The organism is Trichocoleus sp. DQ-U1 (assembly GCF_039961925.1).
In the GTDB taxonomy this organism is placed as follows: Bacteria; Cyanobacteriota; Cyanobacteriia; order Cyanobacteriales; family FACHB-T130; genus FACHB-T130.
This window is the reverse complement of sequence record NZ_JAMPKB010000029.1, coordinates 13,548-37,836: the sequence shown is the minus strand read 5'-3', so window position 1 is coordinate 37,836 and position 24,289 is coordinate 13,548. Positions and strand designations below refer to the sequence as shown.

Annotated in this window: 24 protein-coding genes and 16 tRNA genes; 22 read left to right on the top strand and 18 right to left on the bottom strand. The window is 45.3% G+C overall.

The features are described from left to right. Positions 1-7: 7 nt before the first annotated feature. From NDI34_RS14125 to NDI34_RS14030, 20 genes are all read left to right on the top strand, one after another. A tRNA-Pro gene (locus NDI34_RS14125) sits at positions 8-80 on the top strand. 8 nt (positions 81-88) lie between these two features. After that, positions 89-163: transfer RNA gene (locus tag NDI34_RS14120), tRNA-Leu, on the top strand. 92 nt (positions 164-255) lie between these two features. Then, positions 256-327: transfer RNA gene (locus tag NDI34_RS14115), tRNA-Thr, on the top strand. Positions 328-459: 132 nt separating this feature from the next. Then, positions 460-531, top strand: a tRNA-Thr gene (locus NDI34_RS14110). Between the two features lie 181 nt (positions 532-712). Further along, positions 713-1,558, top strand: coding sequence for a TIGR02452 family protein (locus tag NDI34_RS14105; protein WP_348232966.1), 846 nt, complete (start codon positions 713-715; stop codon positions 1,556-1,558). 52 nt (positions 1,559-1,610) lie between these two features. Next, positions 1,611-1,682 (top strand) — tRNA-Gly (locus NDI34_RS14100). Positions 1,683-1,770: 88 nt separating this feature from the next. Beyond that, positions 1,771-1,845: transfer RNA gene (locus NDI34_RS14095), tRNA-Val, on the top strand. 9 nt (positions 1,846-1,854) lie between these two features. Beyond that, positions 1,855-1,927, top strand: a tRNA-Arg gene (locus NDI34_RS14090). A gap of 318 nt (positions 1,928-2,245) precedes the next feature. Then, positions 2,246-2,322, top strand: a tRNA-Ala gene (locus NDI34_RS14085). Between the two features lie 6 nt (positions 2,323-2,328). Beyond that, positions 2,329-2,401 (top strand) — tRNA-Ala (locus NDI34_RS14080). 5 nt (positions 2,402-2,406) lie between these two features. After that, positions 2,407-2,480 (top strand) — tRNA-His (locus NDI34_RS14075). Between the two features lie 7 nt (positions 2,481-2,487). Next, positions 2,488-2,573: transfer RNA gene (locus NDI34_RS14070), tRNA-Ser, on the top strand. 323 nt (positions 2,574-2,896) lie between these two features. Next, positions 2,897-2,971 (top strand) — tRNA-Asn (locus tag NDI34_RS14065). A 164-nt stretch (positions 2,972-3,135) separates the two neighbouring features. Further along, positions 3,136-3,207: transfer RNA gene (locus tag NDI34_RS14060), tRNA-Asn, on the top strand. Between the two features lie 12 nt (positions 3,208-3,219). Beyond that, a tRNA-Lys gene (locus NDI34_RS14055) sits at positions 3,220-3,290 on the top strand. 364 nt (positions 3,291-3,654) lie between these two features. After that, on the top strand, positions 3,655-4,605 hold the full coding sequence (locus NDI34_RS14050) for a phosphotransferase (protein ID WP_348232965.1): 951 nt from the start codon (positions 3,655-3,657) through the stop codon (positions 4,603-4,605). A gap of 404 nt (positions 4,606-5,009) precedes the next feature. Further along, complete coding sequence (locus NDI34_RS14045) at positions 5,010-5,741, top strand: ATP-grasp domain-containing protein (RefSeq protein ID WP_348232964.1); 732 nt, start codon at positions 5,010-5,012, stop codon at positions 5,739-5,741. 393 nt (positions 5,742-6,134) lie between these two features. Continuing rightward, positions 6,135-6,332 carry a hypothetical protein gene (locus NDI34_RS14040; RefSeq protein WP_348232963.1) on the top strand — a complete coding sequence of 66 codons (198 nt, stop codon included), beginning with the start codon at positions 6,135-6,137 and terminating at the stop codon, positions 6,330-6,332. 18 nt (positions 6,333-6,350) lie between these two features. After that, positions 6,351-6,974, top strand: coding sequence for a hypothetical protein (locus tag NDI34_RS14035; protein ID WP_348232962.1), 624 nt, complete (start codon positions 6,351-6,353; stop codon positions 6,972-6,974). A 300-nt stretch (positions 6,975-7,274) separates the two neighbouring features. After that, the gene (locus NDI34_RS14030) at positions 7,275-8,339 is read left to right on the top strand and encodes a tRNA-dihydrouridine synthase family protein (protein ID WP_348232961.1); all 1,065 of its coding nucleotides are present in this window, start codon (positions 7,275-7,277) and stop codon (positions 8,337-8,339) included. Between the two features lie 141 nt (positions 8,340-8,480). On the opposite strand, the gene NDI34_RS14025 is transcribed toward NDI34_RS14030, so the two are convergent. Further along, positions 8,481-9,281, bottom strand: coding sequence for a hypothetical protein (locus NDI34_RS14025; protein ID WP_190675879.1), 801 nt, complete (start codon positions 9,279-9,281; stop codon positions 8,481-8,483). A gap of 145 nt (positions 9,282-9,426) precedes the next feature. Here NDI34_RS14025 and NDI34_RS14020 point away from each other — a divergent pair, with 145 nt between their 5' ends. After that, a complete protein-coding gene (locus NDI34_RS14020) occupies positions 9,427-10,806 on the top strand; it encodes a GTP-binding protein (RefSeq protein WP_348232990.1) in 1,380 nt (459 codons plus the stop codon). An 89-nt stretch (positions 10,807-10,895) separates the two neighbouring features. On the opposite strand, the gene NDI34_RS14015 is transcribed toward NDI34_RS14020, so the two are convergent. The 4 genes from NDI34_RS14015 to NDI34_RS14000 form a co-directional block, all read right to left on the bottom strand. Next, positions 10,896-11,159, bottom strand: coding sequence for a hypothetical protein (locus NDI34_RS14015; RefSeq protein ID WP_190688062.1), 264 nt, complete (start codon positions 11,157-11,159; stop codon positions 10,896-10,898). An 84-nt stretch (positions 11,160-11,243) separates the two neighbouring features. Further along, positions 11,244-12,068, bottom strand: a complete 825-nt coding sequence (locus tag NDI34_RS14010; RefSeq protein ID WP_348232960.1) for a TlyA family RNA methyltransferase — start codon at positions 12,066-12,068, stop codon at positions 11,244-11,246. 241 nt (positions 12,069-12,309) lie between these two features. Beyond that, on the bottom strand, positions 12,310-13,107 hold the full coding sequence (locus tag NDI34_RS14005) for a vWA domain-containing protein (RefSeq protein ID WP_348232959.1): 798 nt from the start codon (positions 13,105-13,107) through the stop codon (positions 12,310-12,312). Between the two features lie 247 nt (positions 13,108-13,354). After that, positions 13,355-13,618 carry a UPF0175 family protein gene (locus tag NDI34_RS14000; RefSeq protein WP_348232958.1) on the bottom strand — a complete coding sequence of 88 codons (264 nt, stop codon included), beginning with the start codon at positions 13,616-13,618 and terminating at the stop codon, positions 13,355-13,357. 131 nt (positions 13,619-13,749) lie between these two features. On the opposite strand from NDI34_RS14000, the gene NDI34_RS13995 reads away from it, so the two are divergent. Continuing rightward, positions 13,750-14,766 (top strand): phosphoribosyltransferase family protein, encoded by a 1,017-nt coding sequence (locus tag NDI34_RS13995; protein ID WP_348232957.1) that lies wholly within the window; start codon positions 13,750-13,752, stop codon positions 14,764-14,766. Between the two features lie 143 nt (positions 14,767-14,909). Here the strand turns inward: NDI34_RS13995 and NDI34_RS13990 are convergent, their stop codons facing one another. The 13 genes from NDI34_RS13990 to NDI34_RS13930 form a co-directional block, all read right to left on the bottom strand. Further along, a complete protein-coding gene (locus NDI34_RS13990) occupies positions 14,910-15,575 on the bottom strand; it encodes a Uma2 family endonuclease (RefSeq protein ID WP_348232956.1) in 666 nt (221 codons plus the stop codon). A 121-nt stretch (positions 15,576-15,696) separates the two neighbouring features. After that, positions 15,697-16,359 carry a translation elongation factor Ts gene (tsf, locus tag NDI34_RS13985; RefSeq protein WP_348232955.1) on the bottom strand — a complete coding sequence of 221 codons (663 nt, stop codon included), beginning with the start codon at positions 16,357-16,359 and terminating at the stop codon, positions 15,697-15,699. Between the two features lie 149 nt (positions 16,360-16,508). Continuing rightward, positions 16,509-17,942, bottom strand: coding sequence for a hypothetical protein (locus NDI34_RS13980; RefSeq protein WP_348232954.1), 1,434 nt, complete (start codon positions 17,940-17,942; stop codon positions 16,509-16,511). A 179-nt stretch (positions 17,943-18,121) separates the two neighbouring features. Beyond that, complete coding sequence (locus tag NDI34_RS13975) at positions 18,122-18,547, bottom strand: hypothetical protein (RefSeq protein ID WP_348232953.1); 426 nt, start codon at positions 18,545-18,547, stop codon at positions 18,122-18,124. A gap of 17 nt (positions 18,548-18,564) precedes the next feature. Beyond that, positions 18,565-18,948, bottom strand: a complete 384-nt coding sequence (rplL, locus tag NDI34_RS13970) for a 50S ribosomal protein L7/L12 (RefSeq protein WP_348232952.1) — start codon at positions 18,946-18,948, stop codon at positions 18,565-18,567. A 66-nt stretch (positions 18,949-19,014) separates the two neighbouring features. After that, positions 19,015-19,089 (bottom strand) — tRNA-Leu (locus NDI34_RS13965). A gap of 31 nt (positions 19,090-19,120) precedes the next feature. Beyond that, complete coding sequence (locus NDI34_RS13960; protein WP_348232951.1) at positions 19,121-19,855, bottom strand: hypothetical protein; 735 nt, start codon at positions 19,853-19,855, stop codon at positions 19,121-19,123. A gap of 179 nt (positions 19,856-20,034) precedes the next feature. After that, a tRNA-Met gene (locus NDI34_RS13955) sits at positions 20,035-20,101 on the bottom strand. Positions 20,102-21,105: 1,004 nt separating this feature from the next. Next, the gene (locus NDI34_RS13950; RefSeq protein WP_190428392.1) at positions 21,106-21,306 is read right to left on the bottom strand and encodes a hypothetical protein; all 201 of its coding nucleotides are present in this window, start codon (positions 21,304-21,306) and stop codon (positions 21,106-21,108) included. 134 nt (positions 21,307-21,440) lie between these two features. After that, on the bottom strand, positions 21,441-22,400 hold the full coding sequence (locus NDI34_RS13945; RefSeq protein ID WP_348232950.1) for a GNAT family N-acetyltransferase: 960 nt from the start codon (positions 22,398-22,400) through the stop codon (positions 21,441-21,443). A 161-nt stretch (positions 22,401-22,561) separates the two neighbouring features. Continuing rightward, a complete protein-coding gene (locus NDI34_RS13940; RefSeq protein ID WP_348232949.1) occupies positions 22,562-23,068 on the bottom strand; it encodes a GNAT family N-acetyltransferase in 507 nt (168 codons plus the stop codon). A 2-nt stretch (positions 23,069-23,070) separates the two neighbouring features. After that, on the bottom strand, positions 23,071-23,556 hold the full coding sequence (locus tag NDI34_RS13935; RefSeq protein ID WP_348232948.1) for a cupin domain-containing protein: 486 nt from the start codon (positions 23,554-23,556) through the stop codon (positions 23,071-23,073). A gap of 121 nt (positions 23,557-23,677) precedes the next feature. Further along, a complete protein-coding gene (locus NDI34_RS13930; protein ID WP_348232947.1) occupies positions 23,678-24,205 on the bottom strand; it encodes a GrpB family protein in 528 nt (175 codons plus the stop codon). Positions 24,206-24,289 lie beyond the last annotated feature (84 nt).

Sequence of the window (24,289 nt, the reverse complement as noted above, 5' to 3'; positions counted from 1 at the left end):
AAAACATCTGGGTGTGGCGCAGTTGGGAGCGCGGCGGTTTCGGGTACCGCAGGTCGCAGGTTCAAACCCTGCCACTCAGATTATTCTTGCCCCTGTAGCCCAATCGGCACGAGGCGCTTTGTTTAGGGCAAAGAGGTTACTGGTTCAAGTCCAGTCAGGGGCATTGGTGCGATGCGGGTGAAGTAGCCAGGGTAGGCTTGGAGGTCTCATAAGCCTCTTATCAGCAGGTTCAACTCCTGCCCCCGCCACCAAATTGCAGGCGTGGTGCAATGGCAAGCATAGAAGTTTCGTAATCTTCTGATGCGAGTTCGACTCTCGCCGCCTGCTTCAAGCAGATGTGGCGTAACCGGAAACATAAGGGCATGGTAAGCCCTTGATGTGTGTACCCTAGCCTTCGGTAACGGCTAACGCCGAACGGGAACGCTGACGCGAACAACCCCCGCCGTCTGCTTTCTGATTGCAGGTGTGGTGTTAATGGCAACACAGCAGCCTTGTAAACTGCCTATGCGAGTTCGAGTCTCGCCATCTGCTTGGGTGTGGCTATGCTAACAGTCTATTTTTTGAGTTTAAAGAGGAGGGAAATATGACAACGATGACGGTTACAGATGCTTTAGCTCACTTCTTCTCTATATCTTGTTGAACTGAATGGCATGGCTAAAATGCAGAGGCTAATCGTCTGTTAATTTTGTGCTAACGAATTAGAGCAGAAATCATGAGGCGGATTGCGATCGCTCAAGACACGCTAGAAATTCTCGAAGCAGGCTACTACTTCTGTCCTGAAGGTAAACAGGTCAATATTGGTCAAGAACTGGTATCCTGTCTCGCTCAGACAAAATACTACGAACCCGATACCCTCTCAACTATCAAACAAGACGTTCTCTCTAGCTCTCCTCAATTCTCAAATATAGAATTTGAGGTTAGGAATGAGACAACTCTTATGGGAGCAGAACGCATAACGCGATCGCAAAACTTTCAAAAAATTGCCGTTCTCAATTTTGCTTCTGCTAAAAACCCTGGAGGTGGATTTCTCAAAGGCGCTCAAGCCCAAGAAGAGAGTCTGGCGCGTAGTTCGGCACTTTATAAAAGCCTGTTAAAATGCCCCGAATACTACGATTTCCATCGTTCTCAGCGATCGCTCCTATACTCCGATCGCATCATCTACTCACCCGGTTGTCCAATCTTCCGAAAAGATGATGGAACGCTTTTAGAGAAACCTTTTCTGGTTGATTTCATAACAAGTCCAGCTCCTAATGCTGGTGCCATTTGGAGAAACCAACCCAAGGATGCTGAAAAAATACCCGAAGTTCTGTATAGTCGCGGTGCAAAATTGTTGAGCTTAGCTGTTTACTATGGATGCGATGCTCTAGTTTTAGGGGCTTGGGGATGTGGGGTATTTAAAAATGAGCCGTCAATGGTTGCCCAAATGTTTGCAGATTTCTTATTACCCAAGGGTCAATTTTGGGGGAGATTCAGAAGCGTCCTATTTTCTGTACTCGACTCTTCTAAAGAAAGCAGAATATTTGGAGAATTCCAAAGTCGATTTTCATCAGAAAAATAGGATTCCCTCACAACTAGAATCAACGCCTCAAGCAGTTTCAGATTTTAGATATGCGGATATGGTGCAATGGCTAGCACATTAGCCTTCCAAGCTTATGATACGGGTTCGAGTCCCGTTGTCCGCTCTGTTAAATATGCGGGTGTGATGTAGCGGCTAGCATCTGAGTGCGCCACACTCAGCGCATGGGTTCAAATCCCATCACTCGCTTTCGTAGTCCTGTAGCTCAATGGTGGAGCGTTTGCCTTACAAGCAAGGGGTTGCGGGTTCAAATCCTGCCAGGACTACCAATTTAGATTGCCTCCATAGCTCAGGGGAAAGAGCAGCACTCTTCTAAAGTGATTGTCCTAGGTTCAAATCCTAGTGGAGGCGCTGGTTTAACGCTTCTTAATTTAAGGAGGTGAATTAAGTTGGTGTGTTGATATTTTGCAATTACGGCGATCGCATCTTGCGTGACCCAATCACTAGAGCCTACATACTTTAGTACGAGAGGAAAAGTAACGCTGTTCAAACACAGCGGGCGTTTGAGAACGAGGAGTGCAAAGAACCCGGCAGGTTGGCTTCAAGGTAGCCATCCTTTAAAGAGTGTGTAACAACTCATCGGCGGAGTCCCTCTAGTAACTGAGAAAACGCAAAATGCTCTGATAACTTGCACGCGAGAATGCGATCGCATTCAACAACACAAAATACGGGTCTGTAGCTCAATTGGTAGAGCGTCTACCTTGCAAGTAGAAAGATGTCAGTTCGATTCTGACCAGTATCCACCAAATTTAGGGGTCATAGCTCAATTGGTAGAGCGCTTGCTTTGCACGCAAGAGGTCAGGAGTTCGATTCTCCTTGGCTCCATCATGGTGTCTGAAGCCAAAGCGGTAGCGGCGCTGGTTTGTGGAACCAGTCATAGCGGGTTCGATTCCCGTCAGACGCCCCTGAATGGAAGCTGCTGCCGAGAGGACGGCAACCTGTCTCGAACACAGGAGTGCAGTGAATAACTGTAGGGGTTCGACTCCTCCAGCTTCCGTTATTCAACTCGGAAGATGCCGCCGAATGGACGGCAAGCGGCCTTGAAAACCGTGGTACGGCAGTGATGTCGTAGAGGTTCGATTCCTCCATCTTCCTTTGTCCACTGGAGGCTGAAAAGCGAAGCACCGTGCTGATAACGCGGCTATAGAAGGGGCAGTACCTTCCCAGTGGATTTCCCTCTGCCAACGGAATAGGATCTGGTGCTACGAACGCCGGACTTGATGGTTCGACTCCATCCAGAGGGGTTTCCCTTGCTTGCGGGATGCAGACCTAGCCCTCCGAAGGCTGGCGACCAAGTTCGACTCTTGGGCGAGGGGTTATTCCGGGATAGCTCAATAGCAGAGTTCGCGGCTGTTAACCGCGTCGTTGTAGGTTCAAGTCCTACTCCCGGAGCCAATTCTCACCCGTGCCCTAACAGGTAAAGCATACACACTCGGCTGTTAACCGACTAAACCAACGCTTTGCAGACTTGCACGGGGTAAAACTTCCCTTGCCTGCGGGATGCAGACCTATTCCTCCTAAGAATGGTAGCCAAGTTCGACTCTTGGGTAAGGGGTTAATGCCAGATAGCTCGATGGCTGAGCGTCCGACTGTTAATCGGAGGGTTGTGGGTTCGAGTCCCACTCTGGCAGTTTCGTTTGTGCGGGTGGTTGGCATAGCGGCTGTGCAGCGGGCTTTTAATCCGCAGAGATAGGTTCAACTCCTATACCACCCATTATTTCCACTGGAGACCGAAAAGCGAGGTGCAATGCTTACAACATTGCTGTAGGAGGGGCAGTACCTTCCCGGTGGACTAACTGATATAGATTTTGGTGTTGAGTTTTAGGTTCAAGACGGCTGACACAAGTTTCTCAGAGCTGCTGATTATTCATTAGCTACTCTAGTCAGAGTATCCTTTTGGGATGACAACCAAGATGATACTCAGCATCAAGCTAGACCTTGAAGTAAAAAAGCAACGGTCGGAGATAGCTAAACAGCAAAACACCAGTCTCGATAGGCTGGTGCTGAGGTACATATACTAACGATAGGAATTTGTCTGTTTCATTCCAGTCGATTCATTGGATGATCAACAACCATAGATGATGAATGACAAAATGTTTTTACACCTTGCAATTGAAGCACTTCGTAACTATGGTTTAGAAAATGCTCAGCTAACGCGCTTAGGCGGAGCAAGTAACACTAACTTTAAAGTAGATGCTGACGATAAATCCTATGTACTACGTCTGCACACATCTGCATATCATGACCGAGTTGCTATATCTTCAGAACTAGCTTGGTTAAGCAGTTTGCAAAGCGAAACGACCTTGGTACTCCCTAAACCTATTGTTAATTTAAACGGAGAGCTAGTCACAGGCGTACCTGCTGATAGCAAGCCAGAAACGCTGTGTACGCTCATGTCCTGGGTAGAAGGGAAAATTTCACCTACTGTGGACATTTTGACCGATGATCAGCTTGCAAAAGTAGGCTCTCTGATGGCACAACTTCACATACACTCGCAACAGTTTGAGCTACCTGAAGGCTTCAAACGCCAAACGTTTAATGAAGCCCATTTTAGTGGGCGTTTAGAGGTGTTGTATACGGCTTTAAGCAACACCGAATTAGATAAAAGTGACCTGAACAGTTTGAAGGTCAATGCCAGTCACATAATCACTTATTTTGCTCATTTGGAACGCAAGCAAGACAGTTTTGGTGTTATTCATGCCGACTTTCATTCTGGTAACTACTTACTCTGTGACGAAAAGGTTTGCATCATTGACTTTGACCGTTGTGGTTTCGGCTTTTACCTTTATGACCTTGCTTTAGCGCTTATGGAACTTGACGAGCAACAACGAAAAGTCTTTTTACAGGGTTACGAAACCGTCAAACCATTGCCTTCTGATTACATAAACCTCAAGCAGGTGTTCCTGTGCTTGGCTTACCTTGATAATCTCGGCTTTCTTGTTGCCAATCCTGAGGAGCTAGCGTTTGTCGTGGGAGAATTGCCGTTTGCCGTTGAAGCATTCCGTAATGCAGTCGAGACAGTGCCTTAACAACATATTGGAGCAGATTAACAAAAGATCATGGTGCAATGCGGTCGCCTATCACCATAGATTTAGTTGACGCCAGGAAACCCAACCTATACTTCTGCTCAGCATCTATGCCACTTGTGCGATCTGCTGTAAGCAACAGCGCTTCGCCATCGCGCCTACCTTCCATCTCACTTCAAGCGTTGGGCTTCGTTTCGGGGTTATCTGTGACCGATGAGTTTAGCTGTTAGTGTTCCAAGGATGCGAGTGATCGCTATCAGCTTGTCATGTGGGATGGAAAGATGGCAGTACTCGTGTTTAGGGATGTGTGCTGAGGACGGTACTTCATTACATTAAGCACCGGAAGCTCCCTGGTGGCTTGCTTATAATTAGAGATTGCCTGCTAGCATTTAAAGACTTTGTAACTGATGCCAACTCTGATTTTGACTCCTCGCTACACTGACGATTCTCAGGCTTTATGGCGTGCAGCTAATCGTCTGGGTTGGCGAGTTGAGCGATTAATGAACTGGCGGCTACCTGATGAATTAAAACTTGTACCCGAACCAGTCTTGTATGTGGAAGCATTAATGACAGAAATGATAGCGGAGCAACTTGGACTTCGCTTACTTGACGCACCAGATGATTGGTTACCCAATTTACCTGAAGAATACCGAAAACGTTGGGTTTATCTCAGTACGCTGGGTGAAGCGCGGAGCATGGAAAAAGCAGCTTTTATCAAACCGCCAAACGACAAAAGTTTCCCTGCCCGCGTTTATCAAGGTAAGGAATTGCCAAGCGATTATCCCGATGAGATGCCAGTGCTAATAGCGGAAATTGTGGAGTGGAAAAAGGAGTTTCGTTGTTTTATTTTGAATCGCTCTCTGAAAACATTCTCAGTCTATCTCCGCGATGGAGAGTTACAGCGAGAGAATGATTTTGTACATACTGAAGAGGAAGAGTGCGAGGTTCGGGAGTTCATCGAAACTCTACTATCAGATGAACGGGTAAAGATTATTCAGGCAACAGTAATTGACGTAGGTATGATTCAAGGAAGAAGATGGGCAGTTGTTGAACAAAATGCAGCCTGGGGAGCAGGTTTGTATGGTTGCGATCCCATTGAGGTTTTAGAAGTGCTGCGGTATGCTGTTGTTGCCGCATAACATATGGTCAAGCTGCGCGTCTCACGATATTTGTAAAATGAGCAGTCAGGAAATCAACTAATAAGTTAGGTACCGGAGCGAAGGAAGTTTCACTTTGAAAACCGAATGCTCTAAAGACGTTCATCGGTTCCAGTTTCCCTTCCCCATAAGCGTGTTAAACCTCTTCGTGCAGTTGAATAAATAGTTATACCGTTAAGCTATTGGTGAGGATAATACTTGAGAATCCTATACCAGAACACAGCATCAGGCTATTCCCTTATTTATGGATTGCATCGCCACTCTCCTTTTAGTGCAATCAAGTCACCTCGTAGACTAGATTGAGTTATAAAACCAGCAATCCCAGGCTTTTGAATGCCTAACAAACGCTTAGACTAGATGGACGTGGGATATCTGATGCTCTTTGAGTTGCGAGAAGCGACAACAGTTTCCCAACAAACACGCGATCGCGCCCACATGATTCGACTTTACGATGACTGTTCTTTGACACCTCGGCAGCGTTACAGTCTGGACACTTCATTTCGGAAAAGGGGTGGACACGTTAATTGTTCCATTGTGCCTGGAAAAGCATTCCTCTTTGAGCAACGTCTATAATCAATCATGAGTAAAAAAATGATGTTGCAACCTTTTGTAAGTTTTCTAAAACTGAGTCTTGTATGCTTAGTTAGCTCCGCTATCTTAGAGCCAGCACAATCCTACGCGCAGTCAGCAGGTTCACTGTCAACCCCTGATGCTACTTTTAAAGGTGTTTTGCAGCAATCAGATGCAGTTCCTTCACAAACAAATGCACCGCTGAAAGCTCAGGTCAATCCCGAACCAGAATCTCGTCCCCGGCGCAGCTATATCGGTCTTGGAGGTGCTATCGGACTAGCGGGTGATACGACTGCCCTAGGAACGGGAGGTCTAGCAATTCTGACCAAGGTCGGATTTACGGACAACCTGTCTTTGCACGATGCCACAATCATATTTGGCGATCGCACTGCAACTTCGATGATTGCCCTAACTGGTGAGTTTCCCATTCGCGGTGCATCTGGACAAACTATTATCTCCCCTTTCCTTGGTGGAGGAGTCATGCTCAGGATTGCCGATGGTCTGAATATCAGTCCACTTATTTCTGGCGGCGTTGATGTTCCGTTATCAAGAGACTTAACGGGCACGGTACGAGCAAATGCAGGCTTCCCCGCTAATCGCAATGCTGATGTCGGACTTTTAATTGGAGTTGGTTATAATTTTTGAGTAACTGGCGTTAATTAGAATGAATTGATTAATTGGTATTGAATAATTTTAGAATAAAAGATATTTGTTTCTATTAACAAATCTTCATCATTTTAAAAGGTACAGGCAGTAACCATTACCTATTGAAATGACATCTTTTTAAAGCTAAAATAATAAGTCGATGTATGGGACGATCTGAAAAGGATGATTATCTAAATCCAAGTTGGGATTCTACAAGCTTTCAAGCTTTTTAGTCCGAGTGACAAGAAGTTTGTCGATCGCAACAAATAATTTTTTATCCAACATCAACCGACCGCGCAAATGTCACAATCCGCTCTACTTCCGCCTCCTATGTATCCGGGACTGAAATTAACGGCGCTTGCTCCCATGCAGGATGTGACGGATCTGCTGTTCATGAGCGCGATCGCTAACTATGGCAGTCCTGATTATTTCTTTACTGAGTATTTTCGCGTCCACACGAGTTCGGGTTTAGATAAAAACATTCTCAGATCAATTACAGAGAACTCTACCGGACGCCCCGTCTTTGCTCAGCTCATTGGTGAGAGCGTTTCCGATCTCGTACGCATTGCGAAAGAACTAAGTCACTATCCAGTCGCGGGTATCGACCTGAATATGGGATGTCCTGCGCCAAGAATTTATCGCAAAAATGTGGGTGGAGGACTGTTACGCGATCCCGAAAAGATTAGCCAAATCCTTGGCGAGTTGAGGGGGGCTGTCGATGGGCTTTTGACGGTCAAAATGCGAATTGGCTTTGAAGATACCGCTAATTTCGATCGTATCCTCGACTTGATTAACCTGCACAACATCGATTTGCTGAGCTTGCACGGTCGTACTGTTAAGGAGATGTATTATGGCAACGTGCATTACGATCTGATTGCCCATGCCGTACAACGGGTCAATTGCCCAGTTTTAGCCAACGGGAACGTGACATCTGCCGCAACAGCAGCAACGGTTCTAGACACGACAGGAGCAGCAGGGGTGATGGTTGGTCGTGCTGCAATCCGAAATCCTTGGATTTTTAAGCAAATTCGCCAATACCTGAGCGGTCAACCTGTTTCTATCGTAACGCTGGGTGAAGTTCGCGGTTACATTGAGCTACTGCGTCGAACGATGACAGCATGGACAGTACCGGAGAAAGCGCGGGTTAGCTATATGAAGATGTATCTAAATTACATCGGTCAGAGTGTGGATGCCGCTGGATCTTTCTTAAAAGATATGCGCCTATCCCAGACTGAAGCGGAACTATTTGGAGTATGCGATCGCTATTTATTAAGCAACCCCGACCAAGAATTTGCGTCGGAGCCGTATCCTAGACTTCTGGCTCGTCCTAGCTGCGAGACTGCCCGCGAATTGATCGCAAACTGAAAATAGAGAATCCAGTGCGATCGCAATCCTAAATCATTTGTGAAGGCGAGAACCCCGACTTTTTAGAAAAGTCGGGGTTCTGAAAGGTAGGCATCTCACAACTACAATCGGATTGCGATCGTTGTTGCGTGTTTGTTTCGCTTACCGAGCAGCGGTACAACCAGTAAGGACTGAGGCAGGAACGGGTACATTAGAATTTTCCAAACCTCGTAATTGCTGTCGATAGGCTACTAACTGACTTTGAGTGTTTGGATCGCGGACAACTTTTCTCATTCGATCGATTACTTTGATCGCTTGCGTCCAATTTTGAGCGCAGACTGCCTTTTGTAAAGAGGCGTTGAGGTTTTCTTTGGGGACGTTTCGGGCTGCCGATGGATTTTTAGTAAGTTTGAAAGAAGTCAAAAAACCATCAATACTTTTAACTAAGTCTTGTTCTTTATCTGTTACTACGAAGACCTGATAAAATCGTCTCCGGTCTACCAAATAAAATCTACTTTTAACGATTACTCCTTGAGAGAGTTGCAGTTTAAATTCTCTTCCGGGGTAACTTCCTAAATTAATATTTCGTTGGCTTAAAAGCTTCCCTTTTGAACTATTTGCAAATCCAGTAATTGCCCCAGCCAAGAAACTGTTAACATCACTAGGAGTCTTGATCAGATTAGCCGGGAGGTCGGAATAACCAACGACATAACCGGCTTGATTCGGTCGGAAACTCTGGAAGAGTTGGACTTTAATTGGCCCACCTTTAGTCTGAATCGTTTCCTGACTTTGGTTCGGTGCACCGGGCATCAACACGGTGAAGCCGCCTGCGCGTGAAGCGAAGGGCTTCCATACCGACTGAGCGAGTAGAATCGGTTGCTCAGCTTGCACTGCATTAATGATAGGAGCGCCACCCGCTAGGAAGGTGGTTAGGAAAAGAGAACAAATAAGTGGATTTTTCATTTCAGGTAGAGTGCAATCAAGCGATCGCAATGAGATATCGAGCGAAAATGGATCTGTAGCTTCTTCTAATCTAGCCTTGAGCCATCCTCAATTATCCCAAACCAATGCCGCTGCTGGGGGTCACACATCCTCTGCACGCAGCACTCTGCAAGAAACTCACTTCAATCGCGCTCGCGCCAGTCTGCGGCAAGCGCTGTCTTGGTATTCCCACACTCGCAGCCAACGGCACCCTTCAAAATTAGAAGCAACCGCAGCGCTGCAAACTGAACTGGATTTTTTGAAGTCTACGCTTGATAAGTTAGACCAGGGTGTGATTCGGATAGCCGCTTTTGGTTTGGTCAGTCGCGGCAAATCAGCGGTGTTAAATGCCTTAGTAGGGCAGAAAATTCTGCAAACTGGGCCGCTGAATGGGGTGACTCAGTGGCCCCGTTCCGTGCGCTGGACGCCTAACGCGGCGGGTAAGGTGCAGGTGGAATTGATTGATACGCCTGGATTGGATGAAATTCAGGGGCAAGCGCGAGCAGAAATGGCGCGGGAAGTAGCGCGTCAATCTGACCTGATTTTGTTTGTGGTGGCAGGTGATATCACGCGAACGGAGTATCAAGCGCTGTGCGAATTGCGATTGAGCCAGAAGCCTTTGATTTTAGTATTTAACAAAATTGACCTATATCCGGAGCAAGACCGACAAGCAATTTATCAACAGTTGCAAATTCTGGGTGCTGGAAGCAGAGAGACGCGATCGCTCACCGCTTTACAAGAGGATGAAATCGTCATGGTGGCGGCGGAACCTGCACCACTGGAGGTGCGAGTAGAGTGGCCCGATGGTCGCGTCACGCAGGAATGGGAGACGCCGCCGCCGCAGGTGGATGAGTTGAAGCAGAAGATTTTGGGGATTCTCAATCGAGAAGGGCGATCGCTTTTAGCGCTCAATGCCTTAGTTCAGGCGCGAGAAGCTGAAGAAAGCATTGCTCAGAAGGTGGTGGCGGCTCGTGAAACTGAGGCGGAGCAGCTAATTTGGAGCTATGTGAGATACAAAGCGATCGCGGTTGCGCTCAATCCGATTGCTGTTTTGGATGTCTTGGCAGGAACGGTGGCGGATTTGGCGCTGATTCGCTCCTTGTCGCGGCTGTATGGGTTGCCGATGACTGGTTATGAAGTTGGAAAGCTTTGGAAAACCATTGTGTTTAGTTCGGGCGGCTTGCTGCTGGGTGAATTCGGCAGTAGTTTAGTTTTCGGTTTGGGCAAGAGTGCGGCGGCGATTGGGGCTGGGGAGAGTCCAACCAATATTACGGCTTATGGCGGTGCAGCGATCGCCCAAGCTGGTATCGCTGGATATGGAGCTTATGCAGTCGGTCGGGCAGCGCAGGTGTATCTAGAACAAGGCTGTACCTGGGGACAGTTGGGAGCGAATACGGTCATTCAAGAGATTCTCAATCAGGTAGAACCGAATACAATTCTTTATCGCTTGCGGCAGGAATTGTTGCAATTCGGTGGGCCATCTCAAAGCAAATCTCCAAGCAAATAGATGAACGCAAAACTTAACCCCCAACCCCTTCCCTCACAGGGAAGGGGTGCAAGAGAAGTTCTCAGTCTGATTCGACTTTTAAATTCAGATCAAGATTGTACTTGGGAAGAATCAGCAGCACGATCGGCAGCGCCTAATTCTGATTCTGCACGGCTTCGCATGGACTCTTGTAAGTGTTCGTCGTGGTGACGGTGCTGCGACATCAATTCCCGTGCCTGTTCTTGGGTATGGGCGTCAGCAGGGTGGGTTTGATGTACCTCAGCCTCTGCACGGCTTCGCATCGACTCGTGTAAGTGTTCGTCGTGGTGACGGTGCTGCGCCATCAATTCCCGTGCTTGGTCTTGGGTACTCATGCTTTGACCCTCTACTTTTAAGGCTTGCTTCTGTCTCAATTTGACCTGAATAGAGCTAAACGGTATCAAAACTGACAGAAAAATTTACGATTTAAGATTATCTCGAAAGTGAGATGCAGCGGATTCGGTAATCTGTTTAATGGCTTGCAAACTCGGCGGTAGTGTGGCGCTATCCATATCCAACCACAACAGATACTCGATATTACCAGCAGGCCCGGTCACTGGCGACCAACTTAAGCCGCGATATTGCCATCCCAACGGTTGCGCGGCTTGTAATACTTGGAAAATAGCATCTGCTTGATCGTCAGGATCTCGCACCACACCTTTTTTACCAACACGCGATCGCCCAACTTCAAATTGCGGCTTTACTAGCAACACCGCTTCTCTGGGAGGTTGTGTTAATTTCCACAAAGCATCAAGAATTTTAGTTAGGGAAATAAACGAAACATCTACAACTGTTAAATCTGCTGGCTGTTCATCACCGTACAATTCCTCTGGTGTGAGATAGCGCAGATTCGTCCGTTCTTTCAATACTACCCGCGTATCATTGCGTAATTTCCAGTCAGCTTGTCCATAACCGACATCAACGCCATAAACTTTTTTTGCTCCAGCTTGTAGCAAACAATCGGTGAATCCGCCAGTAGAAATTCCGCCATCTAAGCAAATTCGATCTTGTACGGAAATGCCAAATTCTTCAAGTGCTTTGGAGAGTTTTTCACCGCCTCTGGAAACAAAACGCGATCGCTCTTTAATTTTAATTTGCGCCTCGGATTCTACCTCAGTTCCCGGCTTATCAATGACTTGCTGATTGACCATTACTTCCCCAGCCCGGATTAGCCGTTGTGCTAACTGCCGGGAGGTGCATAAATCAAGTTCTACTAATAAGGTGTCAAGTCGTTGTTTCGCCATTAATTATATATATTAGGGATTGCTTGCGTGCAAGTTAATAGAGCAAAGCGATCGCAATCGAAAAGGAACTCCGCTGGTTAGTTATTACACACTATTTAAAGGATAGCTACTTAATCGCTTACCTCCCAGGTTCTTCGCCCCTTCCTCCCACGTTCGCTGCTTCGATCGAGTCGAAGCCACGGATACTTATCCTCTCGTAAACAGTATGTATGCTCTAAAAGTTAGGGCACGCAAGCATTACCTAGACAATTAATGCATCCAAAAAACCACGCTTTCCAAGTCGTGCGATCGCAGATGCAACTTGCAGTCTTGGACAAGCGAGAGTTTCAGCAGTAGCGCTGACATCTAGAGAACCAAGACGCTGTACGGTATCTAATACTTTACCGTCAAATTCCAAGTTGCGGAATTCGCTAGTTAGCATAGCTACCATCTGACTGATAACATCTTTAGCATTGCGGACAGAGGCACATTGTCCACTCGTGCCAGTTGCGATCGCGGTAAACGACTGCAACGTAGTGCGATCGCTTCCCATGCACAGTGCATGAACCGTTACCCGCTGATTTTCCGCCGCCGCCGTTACCGACTGCACCGTTAAACCATTAGGATATCGCGCCGGATCGGTATGCGTGAAGCCATCGCTGTCTCGATCTGCGTGAAAACCGTGTGGCGGTGCATCACCCACCAACAGAATGAAACGACAACTGTTGCGTCTCCACTTCATTTGGTTAGCCGCATCCTGAACACCATCATAAACAGCTTCCGGATGATCTCCACCCCCATTCGCTTCTAGTTGGTTGATGTTCTTCTGCATCTCCTGCAACTTTGCAGTCAGCGGATAGATGCGAGTTACAAAAGTCGTATCTTGTGGAGGATGATCGCGGTATTCTACTAAACCAACTTGCAAATCGATATCACTATCAGCAGACAACAGGCGAATTGTATCCAACAATTGTTGTTTTGCTTCTTGGATGAAACCACCCATACTGCCAGTTGTATCAATTACAAAGCAAACATCAACATGATTGAGAGCTTTTGTCATCAGTCTCACCACCTTTAAAATTAGATAATCGTTAAATACTTAAATGCGTAAGCGTTGCAGCGCCTAAGCGCCAAGCACTACACAAATCAAACCGCTTAGTCAGCAATTCCCCAAAGCAGCGCTGCTTTTTTGTAATACGCATACTACAATATTGCCCTACTCTCCTGCGATCGTCAAGGCATCATCATATAGCCGTTGACTAATGCGTGTGCCGTTGGCTATCAAGTCATCTAGCACTTCTTTAACGCTAGAGATATGCGATCTCGCGTTCCAGTTCTTCCTTAGCGAGCATGTCATCAAAAGGCGAGATGTCATAGACAAACATCAGATCGGCTAGCCGCCACCGATCTATATCTAACAGTTTTGCTGCCCTTCCTGCACTGATGGCACCTTGCCTCAGCAGTTCCATCACAAACGCCTCATGCGCTTTGCGTTGAGCTTGGGCTAGATGTTCTTCAGACACTTTAGGGACTGCTACAGTAAACTTAACCTCAATCTTTGATTCTGTCATTTTTTCCTGAAAGCGCGATCGCAATACGCCACATTTTATCTATTATTTAAAAAGTCTGCTCGTTTCTTGTTTTGGTTTTAAGACGCGATTCCTCTGTCTGAATCAACCTTACTATTTGCAAGTCATCATCTATGATAAGTTTCAGCGATTCTAAGCAAACCTATTATTTAAGAAATTATCATCCTTATAAAGATGGGAAAAATACTTGTTTTGATGATTGGAGTGGAAAAATACTACAATTAAAGGAACAAAAGCAAGAAATTGTTAACTTTTGGTGTGAGGAATTAAAAGAGCATTTAAATTTTAATGATATTTTTGCAATCGCAGTAGTTCCTTCACATTCAGCTAATCATCGGATGTCAGGCATTCATAGGGTAGCTATAGAACTAGCTAAATGTGGAGCATTAGACGCAACTTCTTGCTTAAGAAGATATCGAACTATTGATAAATTATCTTCAGGAGGAGACCGAAGTTTAGACACTCATAAAAAATCTATAGAATTGACAAACTATTCAATAATCAATCAACAAAATGTTATTTTAATTGATGATATTTCAACATCTGGTAATTCGCTACTTGCTTGCAAAGAACTGCTTCTGGAAGCTGGCGCTAGCCAGGTAAAATGTGTGGTTTTAGGAAAAACAGTTACATATTATTTAGAAGAAAATATTGAAGCTTTTGCCAAGTCTGCTTACGACGAAATTGAGCGGAAAGTTTATGATGCTCACTATTATATACTTAGCGTGGCTCAACATGAACACAAAGAAATAGAAAAGAGTGCAAATAACAGCTACTATGAGATATATATGACTGCTGAATATAAATATGAAGAAATAGAAAGCTATGCAGCCTATGCTCACGAACAGGTAGATATGGACGCTGATTATGCCTATTGTTCAGAAGATGATATCGCAGCTTTTACGTTTGCTCACAAAGAAATTGAGAGGAAAAAAGCCGAGGCTCATGAACATATAGATAGAATGGCTGAATATGAACATATAGAAGTAGAAAATAATGCAATCGATGACCATTATTATATAGTTAGAATTACTGAATATGAACACAAAGCAATAGAGAACGATGCAGCCTATGCTCGCGATCAGGTAGATATAGGTGCTGATTATGCCCACCTCGAATTAAAGTTTTGATTTATGTTTGTACTCATACTCAGCAGTATTTTTAGATTTGAGCAAAATCCCACCTTACAATAGACCAATTATTAAAGAAACTCGTGCTGGCATAGGTATTCTCCTAATTTACACGACTCAAATCGAAAAGCGCGATCGCATCCTCACCGAACCTCTTTTTCCCGCAGCTTCTCCCTTATCCACTTACGCCAAGTACGAATAAAAGTAGTATCATCCTGGGTTTCTGCTTGCTGTAAAAATTGATTAATAATTTCTACAGATACAAATGGAAACGTTGGACTATTCTCGCAGAGATTGTATATTCCTGCCTGTAACTGGTAAATTTCTACTCGCTGCCCAACATAACGCCAAACTTCAGAAACTCCTAATTGACTGTAAATTTGCAATCTTCTACTAGAGGGACTGGTAATATCAACCTCAATTACTAAATCAGGTGCAGGATCTTTGGTAAGGTCTATCGTTCTACCTTGGATGTGTTCAACATTTTGGATGTAATAGCAAGAATCTGGTTCTGCACCACGCTGTAAATCTTCTCGATTTAGAGTTGTTGAACGAAATCCTTTTATCGGTAAATTTAACTCTTCAGTTAATGCCTCGATCATCCGTTCCAAAAGCTTCGTATTGGTTTCGTGGCGGTCGGACGGCATTGTGATTTCTAATACACCTCGATCGTAGGCAAGACGAGAAGAACGATTATCCCCCATCTCAGTTAACAATGCTTGATAAGTTTGCCAACTAACTCCTTGCAGGATAACTCGATGGGTACGTTCTATAGGTATATCTTGAACTGGCAGGGAAGAGCTTGCCATCGTTTTAACTTTTTATGATAGAGACTATCTTATCTTGGAAGTGCTGAGTAGAAGTAGCTTAACGATTCCGAAGAAAGTAGGGCAGACAAGATGTCTACCCCACAAGTATAAACTGTCAGCTTTATTCCCTACCGCCCATTTGTGCAGCGACTTCTTCGGCAAAGTTACTTTTTGGCTTTGCAATGCCTTCGCCTAAGTTAAAGCGGACAAAGCGACGCACTTGGATATTTTCGCGCAGTTGAGCTACGTTTTGCTTAACCAGTTCTTCCACCACGATACTTTGGTCGCGAATGTAGGGCTGATCCATCAAAGACATTTCTTTCAGGCGTTTTTCAATTCGTCCTTGAAGAATTTTTTCTTTGATGTTTGCTGGTTTGGAAGTTAAGTCATCGCATCCCATTTCGATTTGTGTTTCTTTCTGGACAATTGCAGCCGGAATGTCTGCTACCTTTATATACTCCACGTTCGGACAAGCGGCAATTTGCATGGCGATGTTCCGCACCAGGGTTTGAAATACTTCACTGCGACTTACAAAATCAGTTTCGCAGTTCACTTCTACTAGCACGCCAACTTTACTGCCAGTATGAATGTAGCTGTCAATAATTCCTTCTGCCGAAATACGACGGCTTCCGCCGCATGTTCTACTCATACTTTTTTGGCGCAACCATGCGATCGCTTTGGTCATATCGCCATTGGTTTCATTCAGTGCCCTTTTACAATCCATCATGCCTGCGCCTGTTTTCACGCGCAGTTCGTGGACAGTTTTTGCAGTTATTGCCACCATGTTTTATTCCTCGTTGACTAATAATTTTGTTGACCTCTCCCCAACCCCTCGCATTGCAGGAGAGGGGCTTTTTTCTTCCCCTTTTTTCCAAGGAAAAGGGGCTAGAGGTTAGGCTTTCTATGTTTCGATTGAGCTACAAGTTAGCCTATCTAGTTATCAACTCGCACTGGTAACGGTGTCTCTAGAATTTCCATCAACAATTCAAGTCGAGATGGACGAGACAATAATGGCACCAAGTTTGGCAGTGAGTAGTAATCACCTGCGAAGGTGAATGTCTCCAGCGAAACTTGAGATTGCTGCAACTGCTTTTCTAAGTGGTTGCTATGATTGCCGACTTTGACAATAATTACATTCGGCAAAACCTTCAATTCTTCGCAGTATTGGGGATAAACTGTGTTGAAGAAAGGAGCGTTGTTTTCGCCTTCATCGGTAACGATGATGATTTGTTCTGCCGACTGTTTGTTTTGCCGCATCTTTTCCAGTGATGCACCAATGCTAGTGCAACCATCCGGAAACAATTTCTGGAAAGCTTTCTCCCAATCTGACAGCGCTTTACCTTGTGCTTTTACTTCAACAGCTTTGGTGTCGAAGGCATAAACAAATAAGTTACCTTCGCTGATGCCAGAAATCAAAGCTGCAATTTGCTTTCCGACTTCCAGCGCTTCAGTCATGCTGCTGCTTTTGTCTACAAACAAGGCAGTAGACTTGGTAATCTTACCCCGCTTTTTCACCTGTTCGTTGACAACTTGCTCTAGCTGCGCCACAGTTGCATCATCGACATTGGCGACACCCGCCGCTTTCATCGCCTTGAATGCAGACACGCGATCGCTTGTTGCAGCTTCTGTCAGTTTTGCATCAATCAACACCTTCACCTCAGCGTTTTCCATCGCACCTCGCGCTTGGAGTGACTTGAGGTTGTTAATTACCTCCTGCGGTGACATGGCGTTAACTAGCGCCATCAGCACTTCTGGCGTCACTTCCTTCACCGCACCAATAGCGACAGTGTAGGGAATTTTGTGTTCTGCAATCAGTTGTGCTTGTACTTGTGGTGTCTCTGCTTTTGCAAGCTGCTTGAGTGCAAACGCAAGACTATCTTCAGGCGGTGCATCTTTGAATAGTACGGCGTTAGCGCGATCGCTAGGGCGTATGTGCAAACTTGCATAAAGATGCTTCATAGCCTTGCGTCCCCGCACCGCTGCGCGATCAAAGAACGTAGCATTCTTCTCCCGTTCCTGCAAATATCGCCGTACCGCAGTCCGCGCCGAACGCGGTAACTTTTGCTGATGCTGCTTCATAAAGTCTACAATTCGCGCCACCTGGTAAGGCGGAAACTCTTGTAACATCATGAAACCCGCACCCCGATGTTCGTTCAAGCTGCTAGTCAGCAAATTACCAACAAAAACTTCCTTGTGGTCGCGGACATCCCCGTGACGCTGATACCATACAGCCAGGTGTCCGTAAAAGATGGGGTCAAGTTCGACCATCATCTTATGCACTTCTGCTACCTTACCGAGTTCCCGGTGTGGCGTAGTCAGCAGACTATTGAGAATTTCTAAACGCAAGTCGAGTTCTAGCGTATTCATTGCAACTACCTCCATTGCATCTTGAAGTGTTGAGGAGGCAGATGTCGCACGCAAGTAATTTGGTGCCGCGCAAGTCGAGAAAGCTGTTTTTTTACCTTAAAAGGGTATGTAAGCTTTTTCTGTTGGGGCGCGGCGACAACTGCCATTATAATTTGCCAAGCAAGAGACTGTCATCCCTGCTAATCTAAAGGTTTCAAATCCGGTTCAAGCCAAGTTATTCGAGCTTGCCAAGACATTAAGCGATCGCGGTTGTAGTATGTCAGAGGAAGATTTTTATCTGCGTAACTATCGATAAGTTCGTTGGCAAGATATACGATAGAGCGAGTTCGATCTGCAACCGATAGATAGTGACTAACAATCCGAATCCAAAACAGTGTCATCGTTTCGTGATAGCCACTGTTTTTAGTAGTTTTAATCCCATTAGCCAAGTTGTAACGCTGGATGCGATCGCGTATGCAATTCGTCGCTTCTGCCTTCGAGTAACGAGTGAGATACCATAATGCAACGGTTAAGTGTGCGCGATGATTCCACTCGTCTCGTGGCAGGGTGCAATTCTCGAATGCCGCAATTAGACTTTCTATCTCACCGACCGACTGATATTTCACAACTGCGAGAGTGCAAACTACTTGAGAGAAACTTTAGCGCCTGCTGCTTCTAGCTGTTGCTTGATTTCTTCTGCATCGGAGAGTGCGATCGCTTCCTTCACCACTTTTGGCGCTGACTCAACAAAGTCTTTTGCTGCCTTCAGATCCAATCCTGTTAAAGTCCGTACAACTTTGAGGATTGCAATCTTCTTATCAGCAGGAACTTCCTCCAGAACTACATCAAACTCAGTTTTTACAGAAAGCTCTTCACCTTTTTCCTCGATTATTTCAATAATACTTGTCCGCTGGCGAGGCGAAGCATCAACTCGAAAAGTATCTTCAACTTGCTTAACTAATTCTGCCGCTTCGGTTAGTGTTAAAGATTTTAATTGCTCTAGAATCTCAATTGTTTTTACAGACATCTTTATACTCCTCCTCATCATAAAAAATGAAATATTATCATTCCACGCAAGTCGAGAAAGCTGTTGTTTCACACGCAGGGGTTGAACCTGCATAATCTTGAGCTTAAATCAAGCGCCTGTACCAATTCGGCTAGTATGTAAGCTTTTTCTATCAGGGCGCGGAATGAAAAGTTTAACTATTTGCAAGCTGCTGCATAATGAACTTTATTTCCTTCTTGTTACACTGACGTTTATCGACAGCGTAACTTTTTCTGTAGATTCTTCTACCTTGCTTCTCCCGTACACTCCAACCGTCAGCAATTTCTTTTAAGACAATATCTGTTACTGGCTTTGCTGGTGGTGTATTTTGAAGCTTTATTGCATACCACAAATTGTTAATTTTATGATATTCTAGGCAGTCATTAACAACTACTAGATTGTCTGGCTTTTCGGGAGGTTTATTGGGTGCTTTCTTAGCTAGGCAGAGAACTTTAGTATCGGGATGTATATAAAGTTGCTCTCTCCAATAATTCAGCGGGTTTCTGGGTAAATACTTGCACGATTTAGTAGAATAAGGAACTCCATCAATTAGTTCAACATCCTTTTCTACAAAACCCCATACATGGGAGAGAATATGTTGTCCTGATAACGTTCTCGTTTCAAGCTGCTGGCATAATTCGCTGTAAACATTATCCCAAGATTCGCCCACTTTAGAACGCAACCAGCGACGTAATGGACCTAGATGGTCTGAAAAGTACTTTGTGCGTTTTCTTGTCTTGATTAAATAAGGACTCAGCAACCCATCTTCACTTGCTTCATTAGTAATTTTTTGCAGAGCTTTTTTATAGCCTTTAAGCTTTTTTACACTTATCCTCATGCCTCCACGAGGACGTTCAATGACAATTTCTCCCAAACGGTGTTCGCTCATTACTTAGTATCGTCCCTAAATATCTATTAATTTTGATGAATTGCCATTCAGTTATGGCTAGGTTTGTTGTAATTAGGGAAGAACTGCATAACATTGGAAAACCCTCCAGTAAATATCAAAAATAACGATAAATTTATTCGTATTTAGATTGCTCCGCGCAAGTCGAAAAAGCTGTTTGAATATACACGGGAATTGAACCCGTCACGGCTTGATTATGAGTCAAGTGCTCTAACCAACTGAGCTAGTATGTAAGCTTTATCTATTAGGGCGCGAAGCGATTATTGCAGTCTCGAAAGTATTGGGTCTTCCGCGCAAGTTAAAAAAGCGATTCACTGGAGAGTTACCGTTACTCTACACTGCCAAATAATGGCAGCGGTAGGAATTGAACCTACATCTCCCGCTTATCAGGCGGATGTGTGTATGCTTTTCAGGTTAGGGCGCGGAACACAAAATTTAAAGCTGAGTATCCATAAAACGCACTATTTAGTTTGCAATCTGTTCTAGAAAAAATTGTCACTTCGTACAAGTTAAGAAAGCTATAGTTAACGGGAGTTGAACCCGACCTATCGATTAATCAGTCGATTGCTCTACCACAGAGCTAGTATGTAAGCTTTTTAAGTTTGGGTACGAAGTGGAAGCTTTATTTTTTATTTCCAGTTGGGATAAAGAGTAGTAGCTACGCGCAAGTTTAAGAAGCTTTTTTGACACCTCTCCATGCAGCGGAGAGGGTAGGAATCGAACCTACAATTCGGTTTCCCGAACGTTACCAGTTTGTATGCTTCTTACATCGGGGCGCGTGCCATTGTTTTCAGATTAAATCAACAAGAAAATTGATTTTTATCCCGCGCAAGTCAGCAAAGCTGTTATCACTTGGCGCTCTATCCGTTGAGCTACGACTGCATTAAGAAGCAGTCGGTGGGAGTCGAACCCACTACCTCCCCGTCCGAAGCGGGAATGTGTGTATGCTTCACAAATTAGGGCGCGGGAAAAAGCTTTGAAAGTGACCCCGTGCAAGTTGAAAAAGCTTTATTACAATTTACGACCGTTCTTACTAAGCAATGCTTAGCAGTGGACGCGCAAACCGTATCTGACGAGAGATTTGGAATGCTTCGCTAGTTCGGTCGCCCGAACTTCACTACCTTAGGATCGTTATCAATAGTGTGTATGCTTTTTCTGTCGGGGCGCGGGGCTTGAATAATTTTGAATTTTAGGTGTTGAATTTAATTTTATAATTCAACATTCAAAATTATTTAGCCGTAAACTGCTTCTGGACGTACAATTAAATCCCCACTGGGACGGCGATCGACAACGTATGATTGGAAGCGATCGCTTCTAACATCAAAATGCTGTGCAAGGCGTTCCTTAACGGATTTGTCGTTCATGCCATCCGTTACACCTAGTTGCTTTTCTTCAATGTCGTAAGAACGACCTTCAAAACGAATGTGAACCATTTTGAACACCTCCTTAAAGTTGGAAGCAAGATGATGTATGAACTTGTCGTTCTCTTGCTTCACTACTTTATACTACATAAACACTACAAAAGTTGTCAAGAGTTCGGCAGCAAGATTTTTTAGCAAGAGTCTAACTACACATCCTTGACGTAGAAAATGCGGGTGTGAAGTGTGGCATAACCGACAGATTCGTAGAGTTGCAGCGCACCTGAAGGATTTTGAGCATCGACGCCAAGCTTGGCTGTCTCTACGCCAGCAGCCTTCAAACGCTGCATCCCGCTTAGTAACATAGCTCGTCCCAGCCCAATCTTACGGAAGCCGCGCCGCGTGCCTAGTACAGCAATCCAGCCTTCGTTGCGATCGCTGCGTGCATTTTCCTCTGTATAGATCCTGCTGTGGCAAAAAGCAGCAAAAGTCCCATCAGGAGCGATCGCAATCAAGTTTAATTCCGGCTTGTAATCCCGGTCGCTTAGATAATACTTAAGCATCTCCACAGTTAAAGGGTGATGATTCCAATGGTCGATAAACGATTGGTTAAACATCTCCACCCACGCTTCTGCGTCTTGTTCAACTTCTACTTGGCGAATGGTGAAACCTGCTGGAAACTGCGGTTGTGGTATTGGTTCATCCAGCGATCGCCTCATGGTGAAAAAGTACCGATCGGCAGTGAAACCGCAACTTTCTAAGAAAGCAATGCGTTCGGCTTGGTCTTCGCGAGCGCCAGAGCGCAGCTTAACACTCATGCAGCGTTCTTTGCTAACTTCGCGCATCCGTTCCTCACCCCAGGCGACGATCTGTTTTTCCAGATAACCGCCTCGATCGCTTGGGTGGACGTGGAAACCAATGTAGCCTTCGATGATTTCGCCATCAGGGGGAATCCACATTCGTCCGAAGCCAATCAGCTTACCGTCAGAGTTTTCCCAGAGGCAAAGATCGCGTGCTTTGTCTAATGAAGGTGCTTTAAATTCCTGTCGCAGTTCAGAGACAGATATGCCTTCGTCAAGTTTATCGACCGCTTCGCAGGAATTGATCAAGTGAGCGATCGCTTCTAAATCCGCTTCCCCTGCATAAGGACGCATTGTTAAAGTAATCATAAAATTAGCTGAGATGCCTACGTTGCCGTAATTCCGGAAATTTAAGTTGCGCTTCACTACAGGGATACTACAAAAACTTGCGGAAAGAACACCTCACCCGATTGGGTGACAAGCAGACATTGCAGATCGTAGTTTGCGATCGCGATGAATTCCTGCACTGCTTAAAGCGATCGCGATTTTTCAAAATAAAGAAGGGGATGCCCGTTGACTACTGCACGACCCGTTTGCCTCATACCTAGCTTCTCAAGCACCCGCAAAGAGGCAATATTCGGTTCGTCCACATCCGCCCTCACCTGGGAAATAACAAGATTCTCCAAGGCATATTTCAACACAACGTTGGCTGCTTCTGTGGCGTAACCAAACCCCCAGCGATTGGGATCAACTCCATAGATTAAACTGGGAATCCCTCCCTCTGAACGCAAGAAGCCAGCAAAGCCGACAAAAAGGTCGATGTCGCGCATAAAGACTAGCCAGAGTCCGTATCCATGCTGTTCAAAGTTCGCGATGCTGTCCTCAACGAAAGATTCTGCCTCGTCAGACGAGATTACCCGGTTGTCGAATAAGAAAGACCGGACGCGATCGCTCGTCCAAAGCGTGTGAATGAGTTGAATATCCTCGATCTGGCAGGGTCGAAGCTGTAATCTACTTGTTTCGAGTACGCAACTCATCGTTATTCGGTGTCTAATGATCCAAACGGTTTAGCATCTTCTAAGTCAAAGATTTCAATAGCATCCTCACGGCGAAACATGCGTTTTCCAAGGCGCGGGAAATCGGCAATTTCTATATCGAGGTTTTCTCCTCCCGCTAGATAAACTAAGTCTTCCTCACCTGCATTCCTCAGATGATGAGCTACCGAAGGAGTCGGGAATGCCATGAAGTCTCCTGCACCAACTTCAAATTCTTCGCCGTCAATTTCCGCAATTCCGCAGCCCGATAGGATGTAAATCCATTCTTCCTCGCGGTAATGGGAATGATAGACAAAGGATTCCTTTCCGGGAGGGACTGTTACAAAGTTGACTCCGGTGCGCTTTAGTCCGAGCGATCGCCCCATTTGTGTCCCTGAGATTTCGGATTTCGGATTCCAGGGGTGTGAGAATGTTTGCATATTGTCTTCAATTTGTTGACGCCGCAAAATCAAAGATTTCTTCTCTGCCATGTTCGTAACCCTCAGATGGTTTACTGGATACCTAATAGCTAAATTCAGCGATCGCAATATGGGATTTCATAGAGGTTTCTCCTCGCAAGCAAAATATAAGTTTGGATAGGGACACTGTTACTCATTGACTGAAGACACACCACTCTGCCGCTTTTTGGTCAATGGTTTTGATAAAGTCGTCTTTCCCGTCCATATATCCCTCTATATCATCGGGATACATCTCGGCTAATTTCCGCTTAAGGTTACTGTATTGCTGTGCATCGTCAGGATGAGCAATCATGTAATCTCGAAATGCTAAGTGACGCTTTACCTGTGCTGAACCAATCTCGAATGTATGAATGTGATGTGTTCTGATACCTGCTTGGCTATTCTTAAGGAAGAATCGCCGACCGGGAATTCCATATTCACCCATCACTTCATAACCCAGTGACTCCATTGCTGCACTCTGCTCATCTACACGAGAAATATCTTTCACTTCAACCAACAGATCGATAATGGGCTTTGCGTAAATATTGGGAATTGCCGTGCTACCAATATGATGTATTGCAACCATATTTTCACCCATTGCCTCAGCAACTTGCTGCGACTCAGCCTCGAACGCATCTCGCCACTGTAGATTGTGTGGAACTACTTCAACTTTGAACGGCATGACTGGCACCTGTAGTAATGCAAGATTCTGGGAATGAGGAGCGATTCTTGGCTACACTCGCAAATTCTCTAATTGTGAAATTCT

Coding starts and splice junctions, on each gene's coding strand:
- NDI34_RS14030 (WP_348232961.1), top strand. CDS start 7,275: ATGTCACAATCCGCTCTACTTCCGCCTCCTATGTATCCGGGACTGAAA.
- NDI34_RS13950 (WP_190428392.1), bottom strand. CDS start 21,306: ATGGTTCACATTCGTTTTGAAGGTCGTTCTTACGACATTGAAGAAAAG.
- NDI34_RS13960 (WP_348232951.1), bottom strand. CDS start 19,855: ATGAGCGAACACCGTTTGGGAGAAATTGTCATTGAACGTCCTCGTGGA.
- NDI34_RS13995 (WP_348232957.1), top strand. CDS start 13,750: ATGATAAGTTTCAGCGATTCTAAGCAAACCTATTATTTAAGAAATTAT.
- NDI34_RS13945 (WP_348232950.1), bottom strand. CDS start 22,400: ATGATTACTTTAACAATGCGTCCTTATGCAGGGGAAGCGGATTTAGAA.
- NDI34_RS14005 (WP_348232959.1), bottom strand. CDS start 13,107: ATGACAAAAGCTCTCAATCATGTTGATGTTTGCTTTGTAATTGATACA.
- NDI34_RS13935 (WP_348232948.1), bottom strand. CDS start 23,556: ATGGCAGAGAAGAAATCTTTGATTTTGCGGCGTCAACAAATTGAAGAC.
- NDI34_RS14040 (WP_348232963.1), top strand. CDS start 6,135: ATGCTCTTTGAGTTGCGAGAAGCGACAACAGTTTCCCAACAAACACGC.
- NDI34_RS13990 (WP_348232956.1), bottom strand. CDS start 15,575: ATGGCAAGCTCTTCCCTGCCAGTTCAAGATATACCTATAGAACGTACC.
- NDI34_RS14025 (WP_190675879.1), bottom strand. CDS start 9,281: ATGAAAAATCCACTTATTTGTTCTCTTTTCCTAACCACCTTCCTAGCG.
- NDI34_RS13930 (WP_348232947.1), bottom strand. CDS start 24,205: ATGCCGTTCAAAGTTGAAGTAGTTCCACACAATCTACAGTGGCGAGAT.
- NDI34_RS14050 (WP_348232965.1), top strand. CDS start 3,655: ATGATGAATGACAAAATGTTTTTACACCTTGCAATTGAAGCACTTCGT.
- NDI34_RS14045 (WP_348232964.1), top strand. CDS start 5,010: ATGCCAACTCTGATTTTGACTCCTCGCTACACTGACGATTCTCAGGCT.
- NDI34_RS14035 (WP_348232962.1), top strand. CDS start 6,351: ATGATGTTGCAACCTTTTGTAAGTTTTCTAAAACTGAGTCTTGTATGC.
- NDI34_RS14010 (WP_348232960.1), bottom strand. CDS start 12,068: ATGGCGAAACAACGACTTGACACCTTATTAGTAGAACTTGATTTATGC.
- NDI34_RS14000 (WP_348232958.1), bottom strand. CDS start 13,618: ATGACAGAATCAAAGATTGAGGTTAAGTTTACTGTAGCAGTCCCTAAA.
- NDI34_RS14015 (WP_190688062.1), bottom strand. CDS start 11,159: ATGAGTACCCAAGACCAAGCACGGGAATTGATGGCGCAGCACCGTCAC.
- rplL (WP_348232952.1), bottom strand. CDS start 18,948: ATGTCTGTAAAAACAATTGAGATTCTAGAGCAATTAAAATCTTTAACA.
- NDI34_RS14105 (WP_348232966.1), top strand. CDS start 713: ATGAGGCGGATTGCGATCGCTCAAGACACGCTAGAAATTCTCGAAGCA.
- NDI34_RS13980 (WP_348232954.1), bottom strand. CDS start 17,942: ATGAATACGCTAGAACTCGACTTGCGTTTAGAAATTCTCAATAGTCTG.
- NDI34_RS13940 (WP_348232949.1), bottom strand. CDS start 23,068: ATGAGTTGCGTACTCGAAACAAGTAGATTACAGCTTCGACCCTGCCAG.
- tsf (WP_348232955.1), bottom strand. CDS start 16,359: ATGGTGGCAATAACTGCAAAAACTGTCCACGAACTGCGCGTGAAAACA.